Here is a 24,081-nt window from a genome sequence, read left to right on the forward strand (position 1 = left end):
ACCGAGTAAGATCACCCTCTCGGGGCGGTAGCTCAGTTGGTCAGAGCAGAGGACTCATAATCCTTTGGCCGTCGGTTCGAGCCCGACCCGCCCCACTCGGATCGACCCGTGCGGACGAGATGGCACCGGTGTCGCGAAAGATCGTCAGTTCGCTCGTTCGGGCGCTTACCGTCCTGGTGGGGCGCACCTAGGGTTGAAGGCGGTGTCCTGCGAACTGGGGACAGGGCACCGTCTGAGAACTGGGGTTCTGATGATTCGCTCTGTGGTTTTGCCGCGCCTGCGCACAGGTGCGGGTGCTGCGGTGCTGGTGGCGGCGGTGGCCACCGCGCTGGTTCCCGGGGTGGCGCAAGCCGGGCCCGCCGGGAACCAGGCGGTGGGGCAGGTGATCGCGTGGGGGGACAGCGACTACGGGCAGACCACTGTTCCGGCGGCGGCCTCCTCCGGGGTCAGCGCCATCTCCGCCGGGTACTTCCACGGCCTGGCGCTGAAGAACGGGGGTGTGCTCGCCTGGGGACTGGGCGCGCACGGGCAGACGACGGTGCCCGCGGCGGCGACGTCCGGGGTGACGGGGATCGCGGCCGGGTTGGCGCACAGCCTCGCCCTGAAGAACGGCGGCGTGATCGCGTGGGGTGGGCAGTTCTCCACCGGGGGCGGTTCGCCGGTGGCCGTCCCCGCCGCGGCGACGTCGGGGGTCGTGTCGGTGGCGGCGGGATTCGATACGAGCGCCGCGTTGAAGAGTGACGGGACGATGATCGCCTGGGGGGTGACCATGGGGTCGTCGTTCACGCTGACCGGGGTCAAGTCGATCGAGGTGAACTACGTCTACGTCACCGCCGTGAAGAACGACGGGACCATCCTGTCCTGGACCAGCAGCAGTTCGCCGGTGACCTTGCCGCCGACCACCGGGCTGCCGATCAAGCAGGCCGTGCACAGCGAGGGTCGGGGCGTGGGTCTGACCAACGACGGTCACGCCTTCAGTTGGGACCTGACCGGTGCCACCACCGCGCTGCCCTCCGCGTTGGTGGCGGGGAACACCGCGGTGGACTCCGGGGACAGGCAGCGGCTGTTCCTGCGTTCGAACAGCGTTGTCGCCATCGACACCAACAACAACCCGTTGCCGGTGCCCGCGGCGGCGACCAGTGGGGTAGTGGCCATCTCCGGCGGTCACGACCACGGTGACGTGTGGGCGATGGCGTTGAAGTAGTCGCGGCCACCGACCGCCCGGGCCCGAACTCCCGCTGTTCGGGCCCGGGCGGTTCCCGCGGATCGGCTCACCCCATCGTGGTGAACAGGTCCGGGGTGGTGGTGCCCGCGACGCGGCGTTCGTGGTCGAGCAGGTGTTGTTTGCGGGCGAGGCCGCCGCCGTAGCCGGTGAGGTTTCCGGTGGCTCCGACGACCCGGTGGCAGGGGACGATGATGCTGATCGGGTTCTTGCCGTTCGCCAGGCCGACCGCGCGGGAGGCGGTGAGGGTGCCGGTGATCCGGAGGGCGAGTTCGCCGTAGCTGGTGGTCTCGCCGTGGGGGATGGTGGTCAGTTCCGCCCACACCCGGCGTTGGAAGTCGGTGCCGTGCAGGTGCGTCGGGACGTCGAACTCCGTGCGGGTTCCCTCGAAGTACTCGGTGAGTTGGGTGATCGTGGCGGGGAACGCGGTGGGGTCGTTCTCGCCGAAGGTGGTGGTGTCGGGGAGGTGGCGTTGGTTGGTCATGTAGAGGCCGGAGAGGACGCCGTCGGTGGCGACCAGGGTCAGGGTGCCCACCGGGCTTTCCACGTGGGTGTGGGTGCGCATGTGCTTGCCTCTCAAGGGGATACGGGCATCCGGTTGACCGCGTGGTCCATGGCCGCCCACAGGTACTGCACGGCGTAGGCGCGCCAGGGGCGCCACTGTTGCGCGTGGGCGGTGAGCGCGGACGCGCCGGTGGGCAGGCCCAGGGCCGCTGCCGCCGCCTTGATGCCGAGGTCGGTGGGGAGGAACGCGTCCGGGTCGCCCAGGGCGCGCATGGCGATGGTCTCGACCGTCCACGGGCCGACGCCGGGCAGGGCCAGCAGCCGTTCGCGGGTGGACGCCCAGTCGGCGCCCGCGCCCAGGTCGACCTCGCCGTCGGCCAGGGCGCGGACCACGGTGGTGAGGGTGCGCTTGCGGGTGGCGGGCATCGCCAGCCGGTCCGGGTCCAGGTCGACCAGGGCGGCCGGGTCGGGGAACAGGTGGGTCAGGCCGCCCTCGGGGTCGGTGATCGGTTCGCCGTGCTCCAGCACGAGGCGGGCGGCGTGGGTGCGGGCGGCGGCGGTGGAGACCTGCTGGCCGAGGACCGCGCGGACCGCCAGCTCCTCGGGGTCGGCGGTGCGCGGGACGCGCCTGCCGGGGCTCTTGGCGACCAGGGGCGCCAGCACCGGGTCGGTGGCGAGCTGGTCGTCGACGGCGACCGGGTCGGCGTCGAGGTCGAGGAGGCGGCGGCAGCGGCTGATGGCCGTCGACAGGTCGCGCAGGTCGCTCAGCGCGAGCCGGGCGGCGATGTGGTCCGGGTGCGGGCTCAGCGCCACCACCGCCGGGCCGTGCGGCAGCCGCAGGGTGCGCCGGTAGGCGCCGTCGCGCCACTCCTCGACACCGGGGACGCCGGTGGCGACGAGGTGGCCGAACAGGTTGTCGGGGGTGAGCGGCGCGCGGAACGGCAGCCGGACCGAGAGGGTGGTCGCCGGGGTGTTGACCGGTTTCGCCTTCGCCCGCATCTCGGTGGGGGTCAGGGCGAAGACGGACCGGACGGTGTCGTTGAACGAGCGGATGCTGGCGAAACCGGCGGCCAGGGCCACCTCGCCCATCGGGAGCGTGGTGGTCTCGACCAGCAGCCGGGCGGTCTGCGCGCGCTGCGCCCTGGCGATGGCCAGCGGACCCGCCCCGAGCTCGGCGCGCAACTGCCGCTCGACCTGCCGGACGCTGTAGCCCAGGCGGGCGGCCAGACCGGGCACGCCGTCGGTGTCGACCACGCCGTCGGCGATCAGGCGCATGGTCCTGGCCACCAGGTCGGCCCGCTCGTTCCACTGCGGCGACCCGGGGCTGGCGCCGGGCCTGCACCGCTTGCAGGCGCGGAAACCGGCCTGCTGCGCGGAGGCGGCGCTGGGGTGGAAGCGCATGTTCTCCACTTTGGGCGGCACCACCGGACAGCTCGGCCTGCAGTAGATGCCGGTGGTGAGCACCGCGGTGTAGAACCAGCCGTCGAAGCGGGCGTCCTTGGACTGGACGGCCCGCACGCAGCGTTCGGTTTCGGTGTGCACGGAACCCAGTCTCACCCCTCCCGGCGGCCCCGGCTGGCAGGAAACCGACGCCACTCTTCCGGGCGGGGGTGGCGTCGGTTTCCTGCCAGGTGGTGACCGCCTACCGCTGGGCTCGGTCCAGGATCTCCTGGACCACGGCGGTCTTCGCGTCGGCGTAGTGCTGGACGTGGCGCCAGGTGCGCCGGGCCAGTTCGCGCTTGGCGGCCGCGTAGCGGTCGCGGTCCTCGGGGTGGGTGCGCAGCCGGTCCCGGAAGGTGAGCATCCGGGTGATCTCCGAGGCGCCTTCGGTGAAGACGTGCAGGTTGATGTCGGTGTCGGGGCCCTTCAGCAGGCGGTGTTCGAACCAGTCGGGTTCCCGGATGCGCAGGACGTAGCCGTGCGCCCGCAGTTGCGGCACGTAGGTTTCCTCGGCGGCGGAGTCGGCGACGGCCAGGACCATGTCGATGATGGGCTTGGCGGGGAGGCCGGGGACCGACGTCGACCCCGCGTGCTCCAGGCGCCGCATGGTGTCGCCGAGGATGGCGGTGACCCGGGCGGCCTCGCGCTCGTAGAGGCGCGGCCAGTCCTCGCTGTAGTCGGCCAGGTCGATGGTGGCGTTGTGCGGGGTGATCGGGGTGACGGTGACCTTCTGGAGGTCTTCGTCGGTGATCTCGTTCGACACTTCGTCGGCTCCTTCTCGAAGGCAGCCGGTCAGGGTAGCAATCAGACCGTCTTGATGACGCCGCCGTCGGCCAGGTAGTCGGCGCCGGTGAGGTTGCCCGACAGGGGAGAGGCCAGGAAGGTGATCAGGGCGGCGGTCTCCTCCGGTTCGGTGAGCCTGCCGGTGGTGATGGACATGGCGGCGGGCACCGAGGCCAGGAACTCCTCCAGCGGCACGCCCGCCCGCGCCGCCAGTCGGCCCGCGTAGCCGTCGGGGTCCGACCAGTTCCGGGTGCGGGTGGGGCCGGGGCTGACCGTGAGCGCGCGCAGGCCGCTGGCGCCGAACTCCTCGGCCAGGGCCTTGGTCAGGTTGTTCAGCGCGGCTTTCGCGGTGCCGTAGTCGATCGGCTGGAAGGCGGCTCGGGCGCCGATCGAGGACACGTTGACCACCACGCCCCGCTTGCGCAGCAGGCCGGGCAGCAGGGCGCGGGTGACCCGGACGGTGGCGAACAGGTTCAGCTCGTAGGTCTCCCGCCATGCCTCGTCGCTGAGGTCGAGGAAGCCCGTGGCGGCCATGCCTGCGGGGACCACGCCGCCGAGGTTGTTGACCAGGATGTCGACCTCGCCCGCGACCTCCGCCAGCGCGGCCGCGCCCGAGCTGTCGACCAGGTCCACCGGGACGGGGGTGACGAGCGGGCCCAGGTCGGGGTCCGGGGTGCGGGCGGCGGCGAACACCCGGACGCCCTCGGCGGCGAGGGCGGTGGCCGTCGCCAGCCCGATGCCCTTGCTGGCGCCGGTCACGACGGCGGTCTTGCCTGCCAGGCGCAGGTCCATGGGAACCTCTTTCTGTAACTTGAGTTCCAGTATTGGGGCAAAAAAAGAAACTAGAGCGCGCGCATCGCCGTTTCGGCGAGGGCGGCGAGCCTGGTCGGGTCCGGGTCGACCCTCGCCAGTACCTGGATGCCGTTGGTGGTGGTCAGGAAAAAGGCGGCCAGCGCGGACGCGTCCCGGTCGGCGGGGATCTCGCCCGAGCGCTGACCCTCCTCGACCACCGCGCGGAACGCCGCCTCTTGGCGGTCGAAGGTGGCGCGGACGAAGCCGCTGACCGGTTCGTCGCGGTCGGCGAACTCGACGGCGGTGTTGGTCATCAGGCAGCCGCGGCGGCGCTCGTCGGTGCGGGCGGCGGCGATGACCATGTCGAGGGCGGCGCGCAGGCGGGCGCGGGCGGTGCCGGGGCCGTCCAGGATGTCGAACAGGCGGGCGGTGTTGGCCTCGTGGTAGCGGCGCAGGGCGCGTTCGAACAGCGCGTGCTTGCTCTCGAAGGCGTTGTACAGGCTGCCGCGGCCGATGCCCATGGCGTCGACGAGCTGCTGGGGGGTCGTGCCCGCGTACCCATTCGCCCAGAACAGCTCCATCGCCGCGTCGACGGCGGCGTCCGGGTCGAACCCCTTGGTGCGTGCCACGCGGTCGACCCTAGGCGATACTGGAACCGGAGGTCAAATATCGCGTCGGGGGAACCGGCGGACGCCGTAGCAGGCGAGCAGCACGGCCGCCCCCAGCAGGAACAGCCCGAGACCGGCGCCCACATCGGCCACCGCGGGTGCCTCCAGTGGGTTCACGCCGACCGCGGATTCGACGCCGACGACGACCGTGAGCACGAGATGGCCGACGAGGGCGAGCTGGACCACGCGCAGCCGGGCCAGGGGCGTCCACCGGGTGAAGGCGAGCAGCCAGGAGAGGGCAGGCAGGACGAGGATCGCGTGCATGGCCACGGCGTGCGCTGGTTTCAGGACCCCCGCGGTGGTGTGGCCGGGGTCGCCGGAGCGGACCGCGATGGACCCGCGCGCGATCATCGCCGCCCCCACCGCCAGGGCCACGACGAACAACACCAGTCCCGCCCGCACGGCCAACCGCATGTCCGGCGCGTCGACCGCGTCCTTGCGGAAAGCCGCCACCAGCAGCACCGCCGCCGACACCAGGATCGCCGCCCCGCCCGCGGCCAGGGTCAGGGAAATGGCCCTGTCCGCGCCGCTGGTGGAGTTGAAGTGCGACGGCACCCGCCGCCACGCCTGCGCCGAGATCAGCGCCACCTCGACCACGCTCGCGGCGGTGAGCAGTCCCACCGCGGTGCGCCTGGCCCGGTCACCCATGCGGACGCGGGCACTCACCCAGGTGACGGTGATCAGGGTCAGCCCGAACGACAGGCCGAACGTCGTGGGCTTGCGCCAGGGCACCGGACCCTCCCACGGGCCGCCGTCGACCAGGAACACTCCGAAGTGGACGACCCCGGCCAAGAGCAGCGCCGCTCCGACCGCGTAGGCCACCCGCTCGACGCGTCGACCCCCGGTCCAGGAACGGGCCAGGTCGGGCAGCAGGACCATGCGCGCCATGGTGCCCGCCGCCGCCTGAGAGAGCTGACAGGCGGGTGGCTACCAGCGGCCGCCGAAGGTGATGCCGCCGTTGATGGTGTGGGCCTGGACGGCGTTGGTGACGTTGCCGTTGATCGTGTTGATGACCCTGCCGTGTTCCTGCGGCTGCGGTGACCGCAGGTTGGTGAGGGTGGTGGCGTCGAAGCCGGGGATGCGCACCCACGCGTTGCCCGAGTACTCCTTGACCGTGATCGGCAGGGGTGCGAAGTCGCCGCGGTGGACGTGGGTGGTGTGGTGGCCTTCGAAGACGAGGTTCAGGACGCGGTCGGGGATGATCAGGGCGGTGGTGGCGCGGTCGTCGGTGGCCTCGGCGGCGCAGCGGGTGAACAGGGCTTTGAAGGCGTCGGCGTCGAGGAGTCTGCTGGCGTCGACGCGGGTGCGCGACAGGCTGTCGCCCGCGGTGACCGGGCCCAGTTCCACCGACAGCCGGACCCGGACCGGGCGGTGCAGGCGGTTGTGGGCGATGGTCAGCCCGTTGACGTGGTGGGCGGCGTCGAGGAGGGCGCCGACGCGGGTGGCCGGGACCGTGACCAGGGCGCCGTCGCCGCGGTCGGCCCATGCGAGGAGTTCGTCGTCGGGGATGCCCGCGCGGGTCAGGGACTCGCGCAGGGCCCGCTCCATGAACTGCCGGGACTGGGTCATGGCGTCCTCGGGGACGCCTGCCGACCCCGCGATGTCCACCCCCAGGACACTTCTGTGCTCAGGTACCAGGTCCACGTGGCTGCCTCCCTCGGTTGCGGAGATCCTGCACCGCCGGGCGGTGGGACTCCCCCTGATTTCCGGGACTCGCGGCCCCGAGCCGCCCCGGGTCCGGCAGCCGGAAGCGGAGCCTGCCGGTCTCCACCAGCCGGTCCGCGCGCAGCCCGGCCAGCGCCGCGGCCACGTGCTGCTCGGAGGCGGCCACGGCCATCGCCAGATCCTGCTGGCTCAGCCCGCGCAGCACCAGCCCCCGGTCGGTGGCCGTGCCGAAGCGCCGCGCCCACGCCAGCAGCGCCAGTTCCACCCGGGCCCGCACCGGCCTGGTGACGAGCACCTGCCGCAGGTCGCTGCGCTCGTGCCGCAGCCGCCAGGTCTCGTCGAGCAGTTCGCGCACCCCGGCGTCGTCGGCGCGCAGCCGCAGGAACGCGGTGGCGGCCACCCGGACCGCCCGCACCTGGGTCAGCGCGACGATCGTGGCGCTGCGGGCCGCGCGGGTGATGACCCCGGACTCGCCGAGCAGTTCCCCGGGGCCCACCAGGCCGACGACCGTGGTGGCGTCGTCGTCGTGCGCGTGCAGCACGACCTTGGTCAGCCCGGACTCCACGAGCAGCACGTCCGTGCTCGGCGCCCCCGCGCTGAGCAGCAGGTCACCCCGCCGGAACGCCACCTCCCGCCCGACCGAGCGCAACCGGGCCCGGCCGGACTCGGCGGTGGGTGAGGTCATGTCGATATCGTGCCGCAAACCGGGCGCGGGGGTCGCGGAACGGTGTCGGAGACGGCGGAGGCCCCCGGTGTGGTCCGGGGGCCTCCGTCACGCGTTCCGGGTCAGGCGGCGGGTTCCAGGGCGAGGGCCGCGACTGCCTTGGGGACGTTGTTGACGCACAGGGCGTCGACCCCGGCGTCGAGGAGCCTGCGGGCGAACTTCAGGGTGGGGCACCAGGCGAGGAACTCGCGGCCGCTGGCGTGGACGGTGTCGACCACGTAGTCCAGCGGGCGCAGCAGCGCCGCCTGGTCCTGCTCGGTGGCGTGCAGCGAACCCCAGTGCGGGGCGAGCACCTGCACGTCCAGGTGGGCAGCGGCGGCCACCGCCTGGTCGATCGGGAACTCCAACCAGGTGAGCAGGCCGCGCGGGACGCCGGGGGCCACCTCGCGGGCGATGTCGAGCGCCCCGGCGTCGAACGAGCTGATCAGGGTGGGCCGGGCGCGGGCCGCGCGGCGGGCGACGGCGCCGAGCCTGCCCATGGTGGAGCGGGCCCGGCTGCGGGTCGCGTCCTCCATGGACGTCTTGACGTCGAAGTCGACCCCCACGTGCGCGGGCAGCGCCGCGAGCAGGGTGTCGAGCCGCAGGGCGCCGCGGGCGACCGCCTCGGTGCCGGTGAGGTCGGCGTAGAACACGCCGTCGTCGTCGGCCGGGTTGTGCGCCACGACCAGGTGGTCGTCGGCCGTGCGGCGGACGTCGACCTCCACCCAGTCGACGCCCGCGTCGGCGGCGGCGAGGAAGGAGCCGAGCGTGTTCTCCACGTGGCCGTCGACGGTGCCGCGGCCGCAGCCCCGGTGCCCCAGGAGTACCGGCCTGGGCCCGAACACTCTGTTGCCGTCCATAACGCGCCGACACCCCGCCGACGCGCCGTGCGGCTACGCGGCGGAGGTGACGGTCTTGCCCACCTCCACGTTCGCACGCTCGAGGTCGCCCGCGAAGTCCACCTCCACCACGAAGAACTCGGAGATGTCCAGCGCCTGTACCCGAAGCCCGCCCCCCTCGATCGCGGACTCGATCCCGCGCTCGAAGTAGTCGGCGTCGGTGCACGACTCGAGGTGCTCGACGAGCGCCCCCAGGTCCGGGGACGCGATGTAGTTGATGCCGACCGCCTCACCGAGACCGCCGACCACCGATTTTGACAGCTCGCGGACGTATCCGTCGACGGAAGCGGTGTACTTCACCTCTTCTTCACCGACGGCGGCGGTGTTCACGCAGACGAACGTCTCGTCCCGGCCGATCATCGGCAGGGCCGCCCGCAGCAGCCCGGCGTCGAACACGACGTCGCCGTTGAGCCAGAGCACCCCGCCGGTGCCGGGTGCGCGCAGCGCCCTGAGCAGGCTCTTGGAGGTGTTGGTGTGCTGGTAGCGGTGGTTGTAGACGAAGTTCGCCTCGGGCACCGCGGCCATGATCTGCTCGGCCTGGAAGCCGACCACCACGGTCAGCTCGAACCCGTCGTCGCCGAAGACGGCCCGCAGGTTGTCCAACTGCCGGTGCAGGATCGAACGCCCGTCGACCAGCGGGGTCAGCGGCTTGGGCCGGGGCATCCCCAGCCGTGTGCCCATGCCCGCGGCCAGGATGACAACTCGCTGTCGGTCGCTCACGCCGACCTCCCCGGTGTGCTCGTGCGGCCCTCGGCCAGCAGGGCGAGCCCGCTGTCGCGGGTGGCCGCGGTCTCGTCGATGGCGGCCAGGAACCGCGCGGTGCTCTCGCCCGGTCCCAGGTCGCCGAAGTAGCCGCGTCGGGCGGCGTGCCGGTCGGCGCGGCGCGGGTCGGCCGCGAGCCGGTCGGCGATGGTGGCCGCCAGGTCGGCGACGGTGCTGCTGTCGACGATGTCGGCGGCGGCGGCGACCGGGGCCGCGGCCAGCAGCCGCTCCCGGTCGTCGTACCGGTCGGCGATGAACATCGGCTGGTCGACCCGCAGGTACAGGAAGTCCAGGCCGACCGAGGACACGTCGGTGACGATCAGGTCGCAACCGGGGAACACGGCCAGGATGTCGCCGGTGAGGTGCACCCGGTGCCCCGCCGCCGGGTCCAGCCGGTCGGCCTCGGTGATCAGCCGGATGATCTCGCGGTGGTCGGCGGCCACCGACGGCAGCGGGCTCGCCACCACCCTCGGGTGCGGCTTGTAGACGACCCGGGTGCCCGGCACGGCCAGCGCCGCCTCGACGATCCGCGGGCCGAACACGTCCACCGAGGTGTAGTTGTTCGACGCGTTCTCGCCCTCCCAGGTGGGGGCGTAGAGGACCGTGCGGCGGTCGGTGGGCGGCAGCAGCGGCGCGGGCCGCAGGTCGAGCTGCGGGCGGCCGACCGGGACCAGCTTGGCGTCGTCGAAGCCGATCAGCGCGGCGTGGTGGCGGGCGACCGCGTTGGGGCCCGCGACGAAGACCCGGTCGTAGGCCTTCACCTGGTTGCTGACCATGCAGACCTTGTCGCTCTCCCCGTGGTTCACGTGCACGTGCAGCATCGTGCGCTGGGTCAGGGAGTGGAAGTTGTGCACGGAGTTGTTCACGTACACCGCGACCTTGAAGTCGCTGACCTCGTACAGGCCGACCAGGTCGGGGAAGGTCGGGGCCAGCACGCAGCGCAGCGGGGTCAGCGTGGACAGCTCGGCCAGGCTCGCCAGGTCGCGCAGGACGATCACCACCGGGTGCCGCTCGTCGAGCAGTTCGAACACCGGCAGCCACTGTTTGAGCTGGTAGAGCTTCCTCGGGTCGTCGGCGAAGTACACGGCGACCTCGCCGAGCACCGGTTCGCCGGGGACGTAGCCCGCGGGCTGGGGTCCCCTCGGCGAATCCAGCAGCCGGTGCGGGTCGATCCCGCTCCCGGTGCTCCTGCGACGACCGAAAAAGCCCATGCGGCAACTCCCTCACGAGGTCGAGCGGGGTCGGCAGACCGCACGGGAAAAGCGGCCTGGCGAAAGGTTGGGGTGAACGGGCAGTCGGCTTGCGGGCGCGACGCCGTGCGCCCCCATTGTCCCCGACGGCCACTGTTTCGCCAAGTACCGGATGCCGGAGAGAAACCAAGTGTTTACCACTTCGGACCGGAACCGCCCGCCCGCTACACCCCGGGTGCCCGCCCCGCTCGCCCGGTGCGGTGATGTACACGGGGTCGAAACACGGCGCCGGGCTTGGTAACCCCGCGCTGTTCCGGGCGGAACGCCCCGGTCATGCGCGGCGCCTGTACTGGTGCCATGCCGGAGATGTCCTCCACCGTGCGGTGACCCGACGGCGCGGACATCCGGGCCCGGGCAGCGGCGCTCGGCGACAGCACACCCGGAGAGGTACCAGTCGAGGGGTTCCAGCGATGAGCAGGCTTGTTCCGGTGCCGGGCGGCGGCACGCACGACCTGGACGGGGTGCACCGGTCGGTGGTGGTGATCGGCGGCGGCCAGGCCGGGCTGTCGATGAGCCACTGCCTGACCCGCGGCGGGGTGGACCACCTCGTGCTCGAACGCGGCACCCTGGCCAACGAGTGGCGCGACCGGCGGTGGGACTCGTTCTGCCTGGTGACGCCGAACTGGCAGTGCGCGCTGCCCGGTTTCGGCTACGATGGGACCGACCCCGACGGGTTCATGCCGCGCGACGAGATCGTGGACCACCTGCGCCGCTACGCCGAGTCGTTCCGTCCGCCGCTGGTGGAGGGCGTCGAGGTGACCCGGCTGCGCGCCGACGGGACGGGCCGGTTCGCCGTGGCCACGGGCGCGGGCACGCTCACCGCCGACCAGGTCGTGGTGGCGACCGGTCCCTACCAGGTGCCGCTGACGCCCCGGGTCGCCGAGCGGCTGCCGGACGGCATCACCCAGGTCCACTCGTCCGGGTACCGCAACCCCGGGCAACTGCCCGCGGGGGCGGTGCTCGTGGTCGGCACCGGGCAGTCCGGCTGCCAGATCGCCGAGGACCTGCACCTGGCCGGGCGCACCGTGCACCTGGCCACCGGCAGCGCGCCGAGGGTGGCCCGCCGCTACCGGGGCCGCGACGTCGTCGACTGGCTCGACGACATGGGCCACTACCGCCGGTCCATCGACGAGTTCGACGACGCCGACGCGGTCCGGCTGCGCGCCAACCACTACGTGACCGGCCGCGACGGCGGGCGCGACATCGACCTGCGCGCCTTCGCCGCGCAGGGGATGCGGCTGCACGGCAGGCTCGCGGGCATCGGCGCGGGCACCGCCGCCTTCGCTGGCGACCTGCGGGCCAACCTCGACGCCGCGGACCGGGTGTCGGAGTCCATCAAGGACTCGATCGACACCCACATCGCCGCCCGGGGGCTCGACGCGCCGACCGAGGCGCGGTACGTGCCGGTGTGGGTGCCCGCCGACGACGGGCCGACGTCGGTCGACCTGGCCGCCGAGGGCATCACGTCCGTGGTGTGGTGCACCGGGTTCGGCCGCGACGACCGGTGGATCGACCTGCCGGTGTTCGACGGCCGCGGCCACCCCGTCCACCACCGCGGCGAGACCAGCTTCCCCGGGTTGTACTTCCTGGGCCTGCCCTGGCAGTGGACCTGGGGCTCCGGCCGGTTCTGCGGGGTGGCGGGCGACGCCGAGCACCTCGCCGAGCGGATCGCCGCCCGCCACGGCACCGCGGTGGACTTCGAGGTGCCGTGGCTGTCGGGCACCCCGGACAACACCTGGCCCAGCGCCGACGAGTGGACCGCCCCGCGCACTGTCGCTTGAAGCCGAAAGCGTTTCCCCGTCGGGTCATGTCCCGGCAACAAACGAAACGCCGTGTTGTTCCGCGGGGAATCATTCCGACATTCCGTGAAGGTGGAATTGTGGACATGACCGGACGACGGGTGAACGACGCACACCGGCACCTCGGCGTGCTCCCGTCCTATCCTTTCTACGGTGGCCCCGCGATCAACGCCGACATCGGTGCGCGGGCCACGATCGACGAATTGATCGCCGACCTGGACGCCGAGGGCGTCGAACGCGCGCTCGTCATCCCGAACTACGGCGTGCCGGACCCGGACGTCGCTTTCGGCTTCAACGAACTCGTGGTCGAGGCCGCGCAGCGCGACGAGCGGATAAGCGCCGCGCTGTGGACCTCGCCCAAGCCCGGCGACGCCGAGCGCAACACCCGGGCGCTGGCCCTGGCGGGCGAGCCCGGGGTGCGCGCGCTCAAGACCAGCTTCCTGCTCGGCGGGCACCCCACCGACCCGGAGTGCGAGCCGGAGATCGACCGGATCTTCACCGCTGCCAGGGAGAACGGCCTGGTCGTGCACGTCCACACCTCCCCGGGCGCCGCCTCGGACGTCGACCAGGTGGGCACCCTGGTCGACACCTACGGCGACGACGTGGACATCCACCTGGTGCACTTCGGCGGCGGGATGAGCGGGCACATGAAGCTCGCCGGTTCGCGCTTCTTCGACTGGGTGGCGGCGGGCAAGCGGGTCTACACCGACCTGTCCTGGGCGATCGGTTTCGCCCCGCGCTTCCTCGCCGAGGAAATCAGCAGACGGGGGATCGGGCACGACCGGGTCCTGTTCGCCAGCGACCAACCCTGGGGTGATTTCGCCGGTGAATTCCACAAGCTCAACGCCGTCACCGGAGACGGCGAACTCGCGGATCTCGTCTTCCGCGACACGTTCGCGCGGCTCTACGCGTGAATTCGGCAGACCGTTTCGGAAATCCGAGTCAAGGAGATAGCGGCAATGGCTGACCTGACCGAACTCGAAGAGACCAGCCTCAACGAGATCCCGCACCCCTCGCTGCCCGAGGGGTCGAACATCTACGGCGGGACGAAGGTCTTCCCGGACTACCAGGCCGAGGCGGGCCAGAGCTACTTCACCCTGGTGCACGGCATCGCGCACGAGTCCTCGGTGAGCTTCGTGGCGATCCTGCAGGCCACCCGCGCGCTGCGCAAGGGCTTCGAGTCCGCCATCTACTTCTACGGCCCCGGCTCGATGAACGCCATGGCCACCCGCGGGTTCCCCACCACCGGCAACTCCGCGTTCCCCGGTGAGCACAACATCAACGACTCGCTCAAGACCTTCATCAAGGAGGGCGGCAAGGTCTACTGCTGCCGCTTCGGCCTGTCGCTGCACGGCCTGCGCGAGGAAGACCTGATCGAGGGCGTCATCCCGACGCACCCGCTCGACGTGCAGGACGCCCTGATCCACTACGCCCGCAAGGGCGCGATCATCAACTCCACCTACATGTGGTGACCGGGTGGCGGGGGGCCGCCGCGCCCCCCGCCGGGACCGGGACTCCCGTCCCGGGGGAGGAGCCGCACGTGAGCATCGAAACCGACCTGAGCACCCGCGTCGACCTGGCCCTGCTCGGCGCGCGGATGGACGCGCCGGTCCGGCGCAGCAAGGGCGCCGGGCCCAGCGACGACGGGCACGTGGTGCTCGACGGCGCCAACGCCACCCTGCCGACCAACCCGGACTCGCCGTACGCGGTGCGCGGCGGCCGGGTCTTCCGCGGCACCCTCGACCTCGGCCTCAGCGTCGAACCCGTGCGGCGCCCGCGTTTCTACGACCTGCAGACCACCGACGGCGTCCGCTACGACAAGATCGCCCTCCTGCACGGCCGCGACGTGCTGGCCACCACCGTCGTGCAGACCTGCGTCCGCTACGCCGAAGAGAAGCGCTGCAAGTTCTGCGCCATCGAGGAATCGCTCAACCAGGGCGACACCATCGCCGCGAAGACCCCGGCCCAGCTCGCCGAGGTCGCCGAGGCGGCCGTGCGGCTCGACGGCGTCCGGCAGATGGTGATGACCACCGGCACCACCGCCGGGGCCGACCGCGGCGCCCGCCCGCTGGTGCGCTGCGTCAAGGCCGTGCTGGACGCCGTGCCCGGGCTGCTGATCCAGGTGCAGATCGAGCCGCCCGCCGACCTGTCGGTGATCGCCGAACTCAAGGACGCGGGCGCCACCTCCATCGGCATCCACGTCGAATCGCTCGACGACGCGGTGCGCGCGGAGTGGATGCCGTCCAAGGGGCTGATCCCGATGGCCGAGTACGAGGCCGCCTGGGACGAGGCGGTGCGCGTGTTCGGCCGCAACAAGGTCTCCACGTACCTGCTGATCGGCCTGGGCGACGACCCGGACGAGCTGGTCGCGGGCGCCGGTCGGCTCATCGACCGCGGCGTCTACCCGTTCGTCGTGCCGTTCCGGCCGATGCTGGGCACCCTGGCCCGCCGCGACGGTGCGACCGCGCCCTCCCCGGAGCTGGTCGGCGACGTGACCCGGCGGGTCGCGGCGCTGCTGCGCGCCGCCGGGATGTCCGGCGCCGACCAGGGCGCCGGGTGCGCGGCCTGCGGGGCGTGCAGCGTGCTGCAAGCGGCCGGGGGTTGAGGTGAGCCCAACGGAGATGACTGTGCTGGGCGAGGTGTTGATCGGGGCGCGGACCCCGGCCACCGGACCGTTCCACCACGTCGAGGTCGCCGACGCCGCCGCGACCACCCGCTACCGGGTGCTGCGCCGGGAGACCTTCGTCGAGCGGCAGGGCCTGTTCGCCGACGACCTCGACTGGCGCGACGACGACCCGCGCACGGTGGTGCTCGTCGCCAGGGACACCGGCGGCGAGGTCGTCGGCGGGGTCCGGCTCGGCCCGGCCGAACCGGGCGCCGACGTCGGCTGGTGGGTCGGCGGCAGGCTGGTCGTGCGGCCGGGCGCCGGTGCCGCGGGCGTCGGCTCCGCCCTGGTGCGGGCCGCCTGCGCGCACGCCGAGGGCGCGGGCGCGCTGCGCTTCGACGCCACCGTGCAGGCCGCCAACGAGCGGTTGTTCCGGGGGCTGGGCTGGCGGTCGGTGCGGCCGGTGACCGTGGCGGGCCACGACCACGTGTTGATGCGGTGGCCGATCGGGCGGATCGCCGCCCTGGCCGACGCCACCAAGCGCAGGCTCGGCGCGCTGCTGGCCGGGTTGTCCCCGGGCGGCCCCGGGTTCGTCGGCGACGACGGCGCCCCGGTGCCCGGCAGCGACCTCGTCGCCGCCTGCGACGCGATCGTGCCCGCCATGGTCGAGCGCGACCCGGAGTGGGCGGGCTGGTGCTCGGTGCTGGTCAACCTCAACGACCTCGCCGCCATGGGCGCCACCCCGGTCGGCGTCCTCGACGCCGTCGGCGCCCGGGACGCGTCCTTCGCCCACCGCGTGCTCAGCGGCCTGCGCGGGGCCGCCGAGGCCTACGGCGTGCCGGTGCTCGGCGGGCACACCCAGTTCGGCGTCCCGGCCTCGCTGTCGGTCACCGCGCTGGGGCGCACCGAACACCCGGTCCCCGGTGGCGGCGGCAAGCCTGGGCACCGGATCACGCTGACCGCTGACCTCGGCGGCCGGTGGCGGCCCGGGTACGCGGGCAGGCAGTGGGACTCCACGACCTCGCGGTCACCGCAGGAGCTGCGGGCCATGCTCGCGGCGGTCGGCGCGGCCCGCCCGGCCGCGGCGAAGGACGTGTCGATGGCCGGGGTCGTCGGCACGCTGGGCATGCTGGCCGAGGCGAGCGGCTGCGGCGCCGTGCTCGACGTGGCCGCTGTCCCGCGCCCCGACGGCGCGGGCGTGGGCGATTGGCTGACCTGCTTCCCCGGCTTCGCCATGCTCACCGCCGACCGACCCGGCGCGGCCCCGCTGCCCGCCGGGCCCGCGGTCGGCGCCGAGTGCGGCGAGCTGGTCGCGGGACGCGGCGTCGGGCTGCGCTGGCCGGACGGGGAGACCACCGAGGCGATCACCTCAGCGGTGACCGGGATGGGGACGGCATGAGCGGCTTGCGGATGGCGGCGGTCGCGGCGAACTTCGACCGCGACCTGGACGGCGACTTCGCCCGTATCGCGGGGCTCATCGATTGCGCTCGGGCGGACGGGGTGAAGCTGCTCGCCCTGCCCGAGGCGGCGCTCGGCGGCTACCTGCTGTCGCTGGACGGCACAGCCGGCTCCCCGCCCGCGCTGGCCGTCGACGGCCCGGAGATCCGGAAGCTCTCGGCGCTGGCGGGCGACATGGTCGTCACCGCCGGGTACTGCGAGGCCGCGGGCGACACGCGCTACAACAGCGTGGTCTGCGTCAACGGCGACGGCGTGCTGGGCAACCACCGCAAGGTGCACCAGCCGCTGAACGAGGACGCCAACTACGGCGCGGGCTCGGGGTTCGCCGCCTTCGACACGCCGGTCGGCAGGCTGGGCATGATGATCTGCTACGACAAGGCGTTCCCCGAATCCGCCCGCGCCCTCGCCCTGGACGGCGCGGAGATCATCGTGTGCGTCTCCGCGTGGCCGGGCAGCGCCACCAACCCGGACCCGGACCTCAACCGGGACCGGTGGAAGCGCCGGTTCGACCTGTTCGACCGGGCGCGCGCCCTGGAGAACCAGGTCGTGTGGCTCTCGGCCAACCAGTCCGGCACGTTCGGTTCGCTGCGCTTCGTGGCCAGCGCCAAGGTCGTCGACCCGGGCGGGGAAGTGCTGGCCGACACCGGGGTCACCGAGGGCGTGGCGGTGGCCGAGGTCGACGTCGCACTGGCCCTGGAGAACGCCCGCCGGGCCATGGGCCACCTGCGCGACCGCCGCCCGGAGGCCTACCCGGCGCTGGGCGCGCAACTGGTCCGGGCATAGTCGGCGCCCATGAGCGCAACCGGCACCGTCCGGATCGGGGCCGTGGCCGCCCACTTCGGCCGCGACCTCGACTTCGACCTCCAGCGCGTCGCCACGCTGATCGAACACGCCCGCCGCGACGGCGCCGCGCTGCTGGTCCTGCCGGACGCGGCCCTCGGCGGCTACCTCGCCGACCTGCGCCACCCGGACCCGGAGTCGCTGCCACCGGCCCTGCCGCTCGACGACGCGCACGTGCGCAAGGTGGCCTCGCTCGCGGCGGAGATGGTGGTGTGCTTCGGTTTCCGCGAGGCCGACGGCGACAAGCGGTACAACAGCGCGCTGTGCGTCACCGGTGACGGGGTCCTCGGCAGCCACCGCAAGGTCCACCAGCCCGCGGGGGAGTCGATCGCGTACGCGCCGGGCACCGGTTTCCACGCGTTCGACACTCCGGTCGGCCGGATCGGGATGCTGATCGACTACGACAAGACCTTCCCCGAGTCGGCGCGGGCGCTGGCGGTGGACGGCGCGGAGATCATCGCCGCGCTGTCGGCGTGGCCCACCAGCATCACCAACCGGGCGCCCCGGATGGCCCAGGACCGCCAGTCCCGGCTCTTCGACCTCTACGACCAGGCCCGCGCGGCGGAGAACCAGGTCGTGCTCGCCTCGTCCAACCAGACCGGGGCGCTGGGCGGGATGCGCTTCCTCGGGCAGGCCAAGGTCGTCGGCCCCGGCGGCGACATCCTGGCCCGCACCTGGTCCAAGGCCGGGATCGCCATCGCCGAACTGGACGTGGCCGCCGAGATCGCCACCGCGCGCCGCGTCCTCAACCACCTGACCGAGCGCAAACCGGAGGCGTACGGGTGCGGATCGCGCTGCTGACCTACTCCACGAAACCGCGCGGCGGCGTCGTGCACACCCTCGCGCTGGCCGAGGCGCTGGCCGCGCTGGGGGAGGACGTCACGGTCTGGACCCTGGGCCGCGGCGGCGACACGGGTTTCCACCGCCCGGTCGACCCGGCGGTCACCCTGCGGGTCGTCCCGTTCCCCGACCGACCGGACGAGGGTGTCGGCCCGCGCATCCTCCGCTCGATCGCCGTGCTGCGCGCGGCTTTCGACCCCGCGGACTTCGACGTCGTGCACGCCCAGGACTGCATTACCGCCAACGCCGCCGGACCGTGCGTGCGCACGGTCCACCACCTCGACCGGTTCACCACCCCGGAACTGGCCGCCTGCCACGAGCGGGCGATCGTGGAACCGTACGCGCACGTCTGCGTGTCGGCGGCGGTGGCGGCAGAACTGGCCGACGGCTGGGGCCTGTCGGCGCGGGTGATCCCCAACGGTGTTGCTGCCGAACGGTTCTCGGCCGCGGTGGGATCTGCGTCGGCGGGGGAGTGGCGGGCGAAACTGGGCCGCTACGTGCTGTCGGTCGGCGGGATCGAGCCGCGCAAGGGCTCGGTGGAACTGCTGGAGGCGTTCGCCGGGTTGGGGTTGCCGGACGTGCGGCTCGTGGTGGCGGGCGGGGAAACGCTGTTCGACTACCGGGACTACCGGCGCGCGTGGGAGGCGCGGGCGGTGGAACTGGGGGTCGTCCCGGAAGTCCTCGGCCTGGTCGACGACGCGGAACTGCCCGGGCTGGTGGCGGGCGCAAGCGCTTTCGCCTTCCCGTCGACGAAGGAGGGCTTCGGGCTGGCCGCGATGGAGGCGCTGGCCGCCGAGGTGCCGCTGGTGGCCAGTGACCTGCCGGTGCTGCGCGAGGTCTTCGCTGAGGTCGCCACCTTCGGCGCCACGCCCGCGGAGTTGGCCGCCGGGTTGCGGACCGCCCTGGCCGCGCCGGACCCCGCCCGACGGGAGGCGGGGAAGGCGCTGGCGGCGCGGTACACGTGGGAGGCTTCGGCGCTGCGGCACCGCGAGCTGTACCGGTCCCTGCCCCGAGTCGCTCGATAGCGACCCGTCCGCGTACCGCGATCCGGGGGAACCCGTGTCGGCCGGCCGGGTATCCATGCGCGACCCGGTGGGCGCCGTGCGGCTCCGGCGGAGCGCCATCGCCCCTGCGCGTACCGCCACGAGGAGTAAGATCGGCCTTCGGGGGAACCGGAGTCTGGGGGGACTATGGGTACGTCAGAGCTGTTGATCACAATCGATCGCGGCAGTCAGGTCCCGCTGCAGCAGCAGATCTGCGACCAGGTCGCCGCGGCGGTCGGCACCGGCAGGCTGCGCCCCGGCGAGGTCCTGCCCGCTTCGCGGGAACTGGCCCGGCAACTGGGGGTGTCCCGCACGGTCGTCCTGCGGGCGTACCAGCTCCTCGGTGCCAACGGCGTCCTCACCGGCCAGCAGGGGTCGAGCACCAGGATCGCCGACTCGGCGGCCGAGCGGCTCTCCCCGGGCCGTTCGGCCAAGGTGGCCCTCGTCCCCCAGCCACCCGTCCCCACCCGCGGCGGCGCCCTCTGGCGCCCGTGGGACCTCGACGTCAAGGGCAGGCGCCCGGACATCGATTTCCGCCACGACTCACCCGCGCTGAACCACTTCCCGCTCGCCCGTTGGCGCCGCTCCCTCGACAACGTCCACACCCGAGCCGACGCCCTCTCCCTCGGCTACGGCCCCGCCGAGGGTTCTCCCGCCCTGCGCGACGAGGTCTCCCGGCTGGTGCGACGCAGCCGAGGACTGGACGCTTCACCCGATCGGGTGTTGATCACCAGCGGGGCGACCCAGGCGATGGACATCCTCGCCCGCGTGCTCGTCGGCCCCGGTGACGTCGTGGTCATCGAAGACCCCAGCCACACGGTCCTGCGCCAGATCTTCGGCATCTCGGCGGGCAGCGTCGTCCCCGTCCCCGTGGACGAGGAGGGCCTGCGCGTCGAGGACATCGACGGGTACGTGCGAGCCGCGGGCCACGACCCCGCCCGCGTCCGACTCGTCTACCTCACCCCGTCCCACCAGTTCCCCACCGGTGTCGTGATGTCCCGCGAGCGACGAGCCGCGATGCTCGACTGGGCGCGGGACCGCCGGGCGGTCGTCCTCGAGGACGACTACCACAACGAGTTCTCCGGCACCGAAGGCAGACTGCAAGCACTGGCGGCCGACGACACCCACGGCTCGGTCGTCTACGTCGGCAGCTTCAGCAAGACCCTCTACCCGGCCCTGCGCATCGGCTACGCCATCCTGCCCCCGCGCCTGATCCGGCCCTTCCTCGGCGTCAAGTGGATCACCGACCGCCTGACGCCGACCGTCATGCAGGAAGCACTGGCCGACTTCATCGCCATAGGCGCGTTCGACCGCCACATCAGCCGGATGAGCAGGCTCTACCGCGTCCGCAGGCAGCGGCTCGTCGCCGCCCTCGACGAGTTCTTCGGCGACGGTGCCCGTGTCTCCGGGGCGGGCGCGGGCCTGCACGTCCTGGTCCGCCTGGCCGCGGCGCGCGGCGCGGGCGAGCAGGACATCCGGCTGCGCGCCACCGCCAGGGGAGTCAAGGTCTACCCGGCGTCCGGCTACTTCATCGAATCCCCACCCGACGAGCCGACCTTCCTGATGGGGTACGCGACCCTCCCGGAGTCCGCGATCCACGAGGGTGTGCGACTGCTCCGGGCCGCCGCCCTCGGCGAACCCCGGTAGTGCTCCGGTTCCAGCGCGGACACGCCCTCGTCAGGGGTGGTCCAGCCACGTGGGCCTGCGGAAGCGGTGGCGCTGCGCGAACGGGACGGTGCAGTCGAGGGCCGTCTTCGCCGTCCGCCCGACCCCGGACAGGCCGCCGGAGTACTCCGGCGTCTGCGTGGGGTCGAGCGGGAAGCCCTCGACGTCGAGCAGGATCGACACGTCCCGATCCGCCTGCATCCGCGTGGTCACGGCCCACCACAGGTCGGCGTCGGACTCGACGTCCACGTCGCTGTCCACCGAGATGGCCAGCTTGATCATGCGGAACGCGGTGAGCAGCGCCTCGGTGGCCGTGCGCACCGCCTTGTCGTCGCCCTCCGCGCGCTTCGGCTCCCACTGCACCACCACCATGAGCTGACCGCCGCCCGCGGTGTGGCTGTGCACTGCCCGCACGCGGGTGGGCCACGCCGAGAGGAAGTCGAGCACGGCGGCTTCCATCCCGAAGGCGAGCAGGACCGACTGCTCGTGCCCCGGCCCGCTCACGGCCTGGAACACCGCCCCGGGCCGGGCCGTGATCCCGGTGACCCGCACGACCGGCAGCGCCGGGTGCGCCGCGCCCTGGTACCCCAGGAACTCCGGCGTCGCCCACGGACCGCCTGGATTCTCCGGCATCCGCTCCGCGAGCAGCTCACCCTCGATCACGTACTCGGCGTCGGCCACGCACTCGGCATCGACCGTCAGGCACCGCGCCAGCTCGACCGGTGCCCCCGCGAGTCCGCCCGCGATGCCCAGCTCGTCGACCTCGGCCGGGACCAGCGAGGCCGGTGCGCACGACGCCAGCACGACCGCGGGCGGGAGTCCGATGTGGATCGCGATCGGCAGGCTCTCCCCGCGGCGCAGCGCCGACCGGTGGGCCACTTCCAGGTGCCTGCCCGGGACCATCCACAACGTCATGGTGTCCGGGCCCCGCACGCACATCCGGTGGATGGACAGGTTGCGCACGCCGGTCCCGGGGTCCGTGGCGAGCACGGACCCGAGGGTGAGGTACGGCCCGGCGTCCTCGTCTGTCAGGACCGGGATCGGCAACGACCGCAGGTCGGGCTCGAGCCGATCCGCCTCCCGCTCCCCGGTGGTGACCGGTGCGATCGGGTCGGCCAACGCCGCGCGGATCCGCTCCGGCACCTGCGCCGGGTTCGCGCCCACCAGCCCCGCTGCCCGCTCCCTGGTGCCGTACAGGCCCATGAGCACCGGTCGCACCCCACCGGATTCCGTGCGGACCCGCTGGAACACCACCGCCGGTCCCGGCCCGGTCGGCGGTGGGGCGGGCGTGCCCGCCCAGCGCGCGTACCGCGCCGCCACGGAGCGGGTGTCGACCTCTTCGTCAACCAGCACCAAGTCCTCGGGTGAGCCGGACAACGACGAGAGCGCCGACCTCAGGTCGCGCCCGGGGGCGGCGCTCCCGCCGTCGTCCGGCGGGGTCACGCGGGCACGACCTCGTCCACGACGAACACCACGGTGGGCTCGCCGGGCGAACCCTGGGAGTGGTGCTCGTCGTCATCGGGGATCACGAAGCCCATGCCCGGCGAGCAGGCGACGGAGCGGTCGCGGAAGTGGATGGTGAATTCGCCGCCCAGCACGTAGCCGAAGTGGCCGTGCTCGCACCAGTGCTCCTCGTCGAACCCCGGCGGCAGTTCGAGCAGGCGGATCCGCTTCCCGCCGATGTAGGCCGTCTTGACGCGACCCACCGCGCCCGGCTTCTCCCACTTCTCCCACGGCGTGTTCTCGAAGTCGATGCCCACCGGGATGGCTGTGGGCGTGAGCGGGTCCGTCACCGATTCCTCCGGTCGACTAGTCACGCAGCACCCCGGCGAAGTAGTCGAGGTAGGCCTGCATGTCGAAGTTGCCGTGCCCGGAGAGGGAGAACAGGATCGTCTTCTCCTCCCCGGTCTCCTTGCAGTGCAGGGCCTCGTCGATGGCCACGCGCACCGCGTGCGTCGACTCCGGCGCGGGCACGATGCCCTCGTTGCGCGCGAAGGTGACACCGGCCTCGAAGCACGCCGTCTGCGGGACGGCCCGGGGCTCGGTGTACTCCAGGTCGACCAGAGCGCTGACGATCGGCGCCATCCCGTGGTAGCGCAGGCCACCGGCGTGGATGCTCGGCGGCACGAAGTCGTGCCCGAGCGTGTGCATCTTGGCCAGCGGGGTCAGCCCGGCGGTGTCGCCGAAGTCGTACTCGTAGGTGCCCCGGGTCAGCGACGGGCAGGACGACGGCTCGACGGCGATCGTCCGCACCGCGCGCCCACCCCGCAGTCGGTCGCGCAGGAAGGGCAGGACGAGACCGGCGAAGTTGGACCCGCCCCCCGCCGCCCCGATCAGGATGTCCGGGTAGTCGTCGGCCAACTCCAGCTGGGCGATGGCTTCCTGCCCCACGACGGTCTGGTGCAGCAGCACGTGGTTGAGCACCGAGCCCAGCGCGTACTTCGCCGAACCACCGCTGCCCACCGCCGCCTCGACCGCCTCGGAGATCGCCAGGCCCAGGCTGCCGGTCGCGTCCGGATCGGCGGCGAGCGCGGCGCGGCCCGCCTCGGTCGACCCGCTCGGGCTGGCGGTGACCTTGGCTCCGAAGGTCTCCATCAGGCCGCGCCGGTAGGGCTTCTGGTCGTAGCTGACCTTGACCATGTAGATCTCGCACGCGAGGTCGAAGTAGGCGCAGGCCATGGCCAGCGAGCTGCCCCACTGCCCGGCGCCGGTCTCGGTCATCAGCGTCTTCGTCCCGGCGACCTTGTTGTAGTAGGCCTGCGGGATCGCGGTGTTGGGCTTGTGGCTGCCCGCCGCACTGACACCTTCGTACTTGAAGTACACCCGCGCGGGCGTGTCCAGCGCGCGCTCGAGCCGCCGGGCCCGGACCAGCGGGCTCGGCCGCCACTGCCGGTAGACGTCGATGACGGCGCCGGGGATGTCGATCTCGGCGTCGGTGCTGAACTCCTGCTCGATCACCTGCGGGGCGAACAGCGGTTCCAGGTCCCCCGGGGTCACCGGCTCCCTGGTGACGGGGTGGAGCATCGGTGGAACCGGCTTGGGCAGGTCTGCGGCGATGTTGTACCAGGTCGTCGGAATCCGCGATTCCGGCAGCAGGAATCTGGTCGTGGTGTTGTCGGGTGACATCGGTGGAACTTCCCCCA

24 protein-coding genes and 1 tRNA gene are annotated in these 24,081 nt (G+C 72.6%); 11 read left to right on the forward strand and 14 right to left on the reverse strand.

The window, feature by feature from the left end; all coding sequences use genetic code 11:
- The first annotated feature begins 21 nt into the window (after positions 1-21).
- Positions 22-95 (forward strand) — tRNA-Ile (locus tag DFQ13_RS22300).
- Positions 96-262: 167 nt separating this feature from the next.
- On the forward strand, positions 263-1,204 hold the full coding sequence (locus DFQ13_RS22305; RefSeq protein WP_146241329.1) for an RCC1 domain-containing protein: 942 nt from the start codon (positions 263-265) through the stop codon (positions 1,202-1,204).
- 67 nt (positions 1,205-1,271) lie between these two features.
- Here DFQ13_RS22305 and DFQ13_RS22310 read toward each other — a convergent pair whose 3' ends face one another.
- The 11 genes from DFQ13_RS22310 to DFQ13_RS22360 all read right to left on the reverse strand — a co-directional run bounded on the left by DFQ13_RS22310 (position 1,272) and on the right by DFQ13_RS22360 (position 10,649).
- Positions 1,272-1,787 carry a methylated-DNA--[protein]-cysteine S-methyltransferase gene (locus DFQ13_RS22310; RefSeq protein WP_110081219.1) on the reverse strand — a complete coding sequence of 172 codons (516 nt, stop codon included), beginning with the start codon at positions 1,785-1,787 and terminating at the stop codon, positions 1,272-1,274.
- 11 nt (positions 1,788-1,798) lie between these two features.
- The gene (locus DFQ13_RS22315; protein ID WP_110081220.1) at positions 1,799-3,268 is read right to left on the reverse strand and encodes an AlkA N-terminal domain-containing protein; all 1,470 of its coding nucleotides are present in this window, start codon (positions 3,266-3,268) and stop codon (positions 1,799-1,801) included.
- Between the two features lie 100 nt (positions 3,269-3,368).
- Positions 3,369-3,929, reverse strand: coding sequence for a GrpB family protein (locus DFQ13_RS22320; protein WP_110081221.1), 561 nt, complete (start codon positions 3,927-3,929; stop codon positions 3,369-3,371).
- Positions 3,930-3,970: 41 nt separating this feature from the next.
- Positions 3,971-4,741 carry an SDR family oxidoreductase gene (locus DFQ13_RS22325; RefSeq protein ID WP_110081222.1) on the reverse strand — a complete coding sequence of 257 codons (771 nt, stop codon included), beginning with the start codon at positions 4,739-4,741 and terminating at the stop codon, positions 3,971-3,973.
- Between the two features lie 50 nt (positions 4,742-4,791).
- Entirely contained in the window at positions 4,792-5,370 is a 579-nt protein-coding gene (locus tag DFQ13_RS22330) for a TetR/AcrR family transcriptional regulator (protein WP_110081223.1), read from the reverse strand.
- Positions 5,371-5,403: 33 nt separating this feature from the next.
- Positions 5,404-6,288 (reverse strand): hypothetical protein, encoded by an 885-nt coding sequence (locus DFQ13_RS22335; protein WP_110081378.1) that lies wholly within the window; start codon positions 6,286-6,288, stop codon positions 5,404-5,406.
- Between the two features lie 48 nt (positions 6,289-6,336).
- Positions 6,337-7,053, reverse strand: coding sequence for a hypothetical protein (locus DFQ13_RS22340; RefSeq protein WP_146241330.1), 717 nt, complete (start codon positions 7,051-7,053; stop codon positions 6,337-6,339).
- On the reverse strand, positions 7,037-7,759 hold the full coding sequence (locus tag DFQ13_RS22345) for a Crp/Fnr family transcriptional regulator (RefSeq protein ID WP_110081225.1): 723 nt from the start codon (positions 7,757-7,759) through the stop codon (positions 7,037-7,039). The genes DFQ13_RS22340 and DFQ13_RS22345 overlap by 17 nt, the downstream gene beginning before the upstream one ends.
- A gap of 101 nt (positions 7,760-7,860) precedes the next feature.
- On the reverse strand, positions 7,861-8,637 hold the full coding sequence (locus tag DFQ13_RS22350) for a glycerophosphodiester phosphodiesterase (RefSeq protein WP_035288742.1): 777 nt from the start codon (positions 8,635-8,637) through the stop codon (positions 7,861-7,863).
- A 33-nt stretch (positions 8,638-8,670) separates the two neighbouring features.
- Positions 8,671-9,396, reverse strand: coding sequence for a phosphocholine cytidylyltransferase family protein (locus tag DFQ13_RS22355; RefSeq protein WP_200873498.1), 726 nt, complete (start codon positions 9,394-9,396; stop codon positions 8,671-8,673).
- On the reverse strand, positions 9,393-10,649 hold the full coding sequence (locus DFQ13_RS22360; protein WP_110081226.1) for a CDP-glycerol glycerophosphotransferase family protein: 1,257 nt from the start codon (positions 10,647-10,649) through the stop codon (positions 9,393-9,395). Before DFQ13_RS22360 ends, DFQ13_RS22355 begins: the two co-directional genes overlap by 4 nt.
- A 449-nt stretch (positions 10,650-11,098) precedes the next feature.
- On the opposite strand from DFQ13_RS22360, the gene DFQ13_RS22365 reads away from it, so the two are divergent.
- The 9 genes from DFQ13_RS22365 (at position 11,099) to pdxR (ending at position 20,920) form a co-directional block, all read left to right on the forward strand.
- Entirely contained in the window at positions 11,099-12,469 is a 1,371-nt protein-coding gene (locus DFQ13_RS22365; protein WP_181400110.1) for an MSMEG_0569 family flavin-dependent oxidoreductase, read from the forward strand.
- A 104-nt stretch (positions 12,470-12,573) separates the two neighbouring features.
- Complete coding sequence (locus DFQ13_RS22370) at positions 12,574-13,401, forward strand: amidohydrolase family protein (RefSeq protein WP_110081227.1); 828 nt, start codon at positions 12,574-12,576, stop codon at positions 13,399-13,401.
- A gap of 45 nt (positions 13,402-13,446) precedes the next feature.
- Positions 13,447-13,959 (forward strand): MSMEG_0572/Sll0783 family nitrogen starvation response protein, encoded by a 513-nt coding sequence (locus DFQ13_RS22375; RefSeq protein ID WP_110081228.1) that lies wholly within the window; start codon positions 13,447-13,449, stop codon positions 13,957-13,959.
- Between the two features lie 68 nt (positions 13,960-14,027).
- Positions 14,028-15,092, forward strand: a complete 1,065-nt coding sequence (locus DFQ13_RS22380) for an MSMEG_0568 family radical SAM protein (RefSeq protein ID WP_110081229.1) — start codon at positions 14,028-14,030, stop codon at positions 15,090-15,092.
- 16 nt (positions 15,093-15,108) lie between these two features.
- Complete coding sequence (locus tag DFQ13_RS22385) at positions 15,109-16,491, forward strand: MSMEG_0567/sll0787 family protein (RefSeq protein ID WP_110081230.1); 1,383 nt, start codon at positions 15,109-15,111, stop codon at positions 16,489-16,491.
- Positions 16,488-17,333 carry a carbon-nitrogen hydrolase family protein gene (locus DFQ13_RS22390; RefSeq protein ID WP_110081231.1) on the forward strand — a complete coding sequence of 282 codons (846 nt, stop codon included), beginning with the start codon at positions 16,488-16,490 and terminating at the stop codon, positions 17,331-17,333. The genes DFQ13_RS22385 and DFQ13_RS22390 overlap by 4 nt, the downstream gene beginning before the upstream one ends.
- 9 nt (positions 17,334-17,342) lie before the next feature.
- Positions 17,343-18,191, forward strand: a complete 849-nt coding sequence (locus DFQ13_RS22395; RefSeq protein ID WP_035288730.1) for a carbon-nitrogen hydrolase family protein — start codon at positions 17,343-17,345, stop codon at positions 18,189-18,191.
- A complete protein-coding gene (locus tag DFQ13_RS22400; protein ID WP_110081232.1) occupies positions 18,173-19,255 on the forward strand; it encodes an MSMEG_0565 family glycosyltransferase in 1,083 nt (360 codons plus the stop codon). The genes DFQ13_RS22395 and DFQ13_RS22400 overlap by 19 nt, the downstream gene beginning before the upstream one ends.
- 183 nt (positions 19,256-19,438) lie before the next feature.
- On the forward strand, positions 19,439-20,920 hold the full coding sequence (gene pdxR, locus DFQ13_RS22405; RefSeq protein ID WP_219994595.1) for a MocR-like pyridoxine biosynthesis transcription factor PdxR: 1,482 nt from the start codon (positions 19,439-19,441) through the stop codon (positions 20,918-20,920).
- A 30-nt stretch (positions 20,921-20,950) separates the two neighbouring features.
- Here pdxR and DFQ13_RS22410 read toward each other — a convergent pair whose 3' ends face one another.
- The 3 genes from DFQ13_RS22410 to DFQ13_RS22420 are packed head-to-tail and all read right to left on the reverse strand — an operon-like array spanning position 20,951 to position 24,064.
- Positions 20,951-22,381 (reverse strand): UbiD family decarboxylase, encoded by a 1,431-nt coding sequence (locus tag DFQ13_RS22410; RefSeq protein WP_110081234.1) that lies wholly within the window; start codon positions 22,379-22,381, stop codon positions 20,951-20,953.
- A complete protein-coding gene (locus tag DFQ13_RS22415) occupies positions 22,378-22,731 on the reverse strand; it encodes an AraC family ligand binding domain-containing protein (protein WP_181400111.1) in 354 nt (117 codons plus the stop codon). The genes DFQ13_RS22410 and DFQ13_RS22415 overlap by 4 nt, the downstream gene beginning before the upstream one ends.
- A gap of 16 nt (positions 22,732-22,747) precedes the next feature.
- Positions 22,748-24,064, reverse strand: a complete 1,317-nt coding sequence (locus DFQ13_RS22420; protein ID WP_110081235.1) for a TrpB-like pyridoxal phosphate-dependent enzyme — start codon at positions 24,062-24,064, stop codon at positions 22,748-22,750.
- Positions 24,065-24,081 lie beyond the last annotated feature (17 nt).

Source organism: Actinokineospora spheciospongiae, from assembly GCF_003182415.1.
GTDB lineage: Bacteria > Actinomycetota > Actinomycetes > Mycobacteriales > Pseudonocardiaceae > Actinokineospora > Actinokineospora spheciospongiae.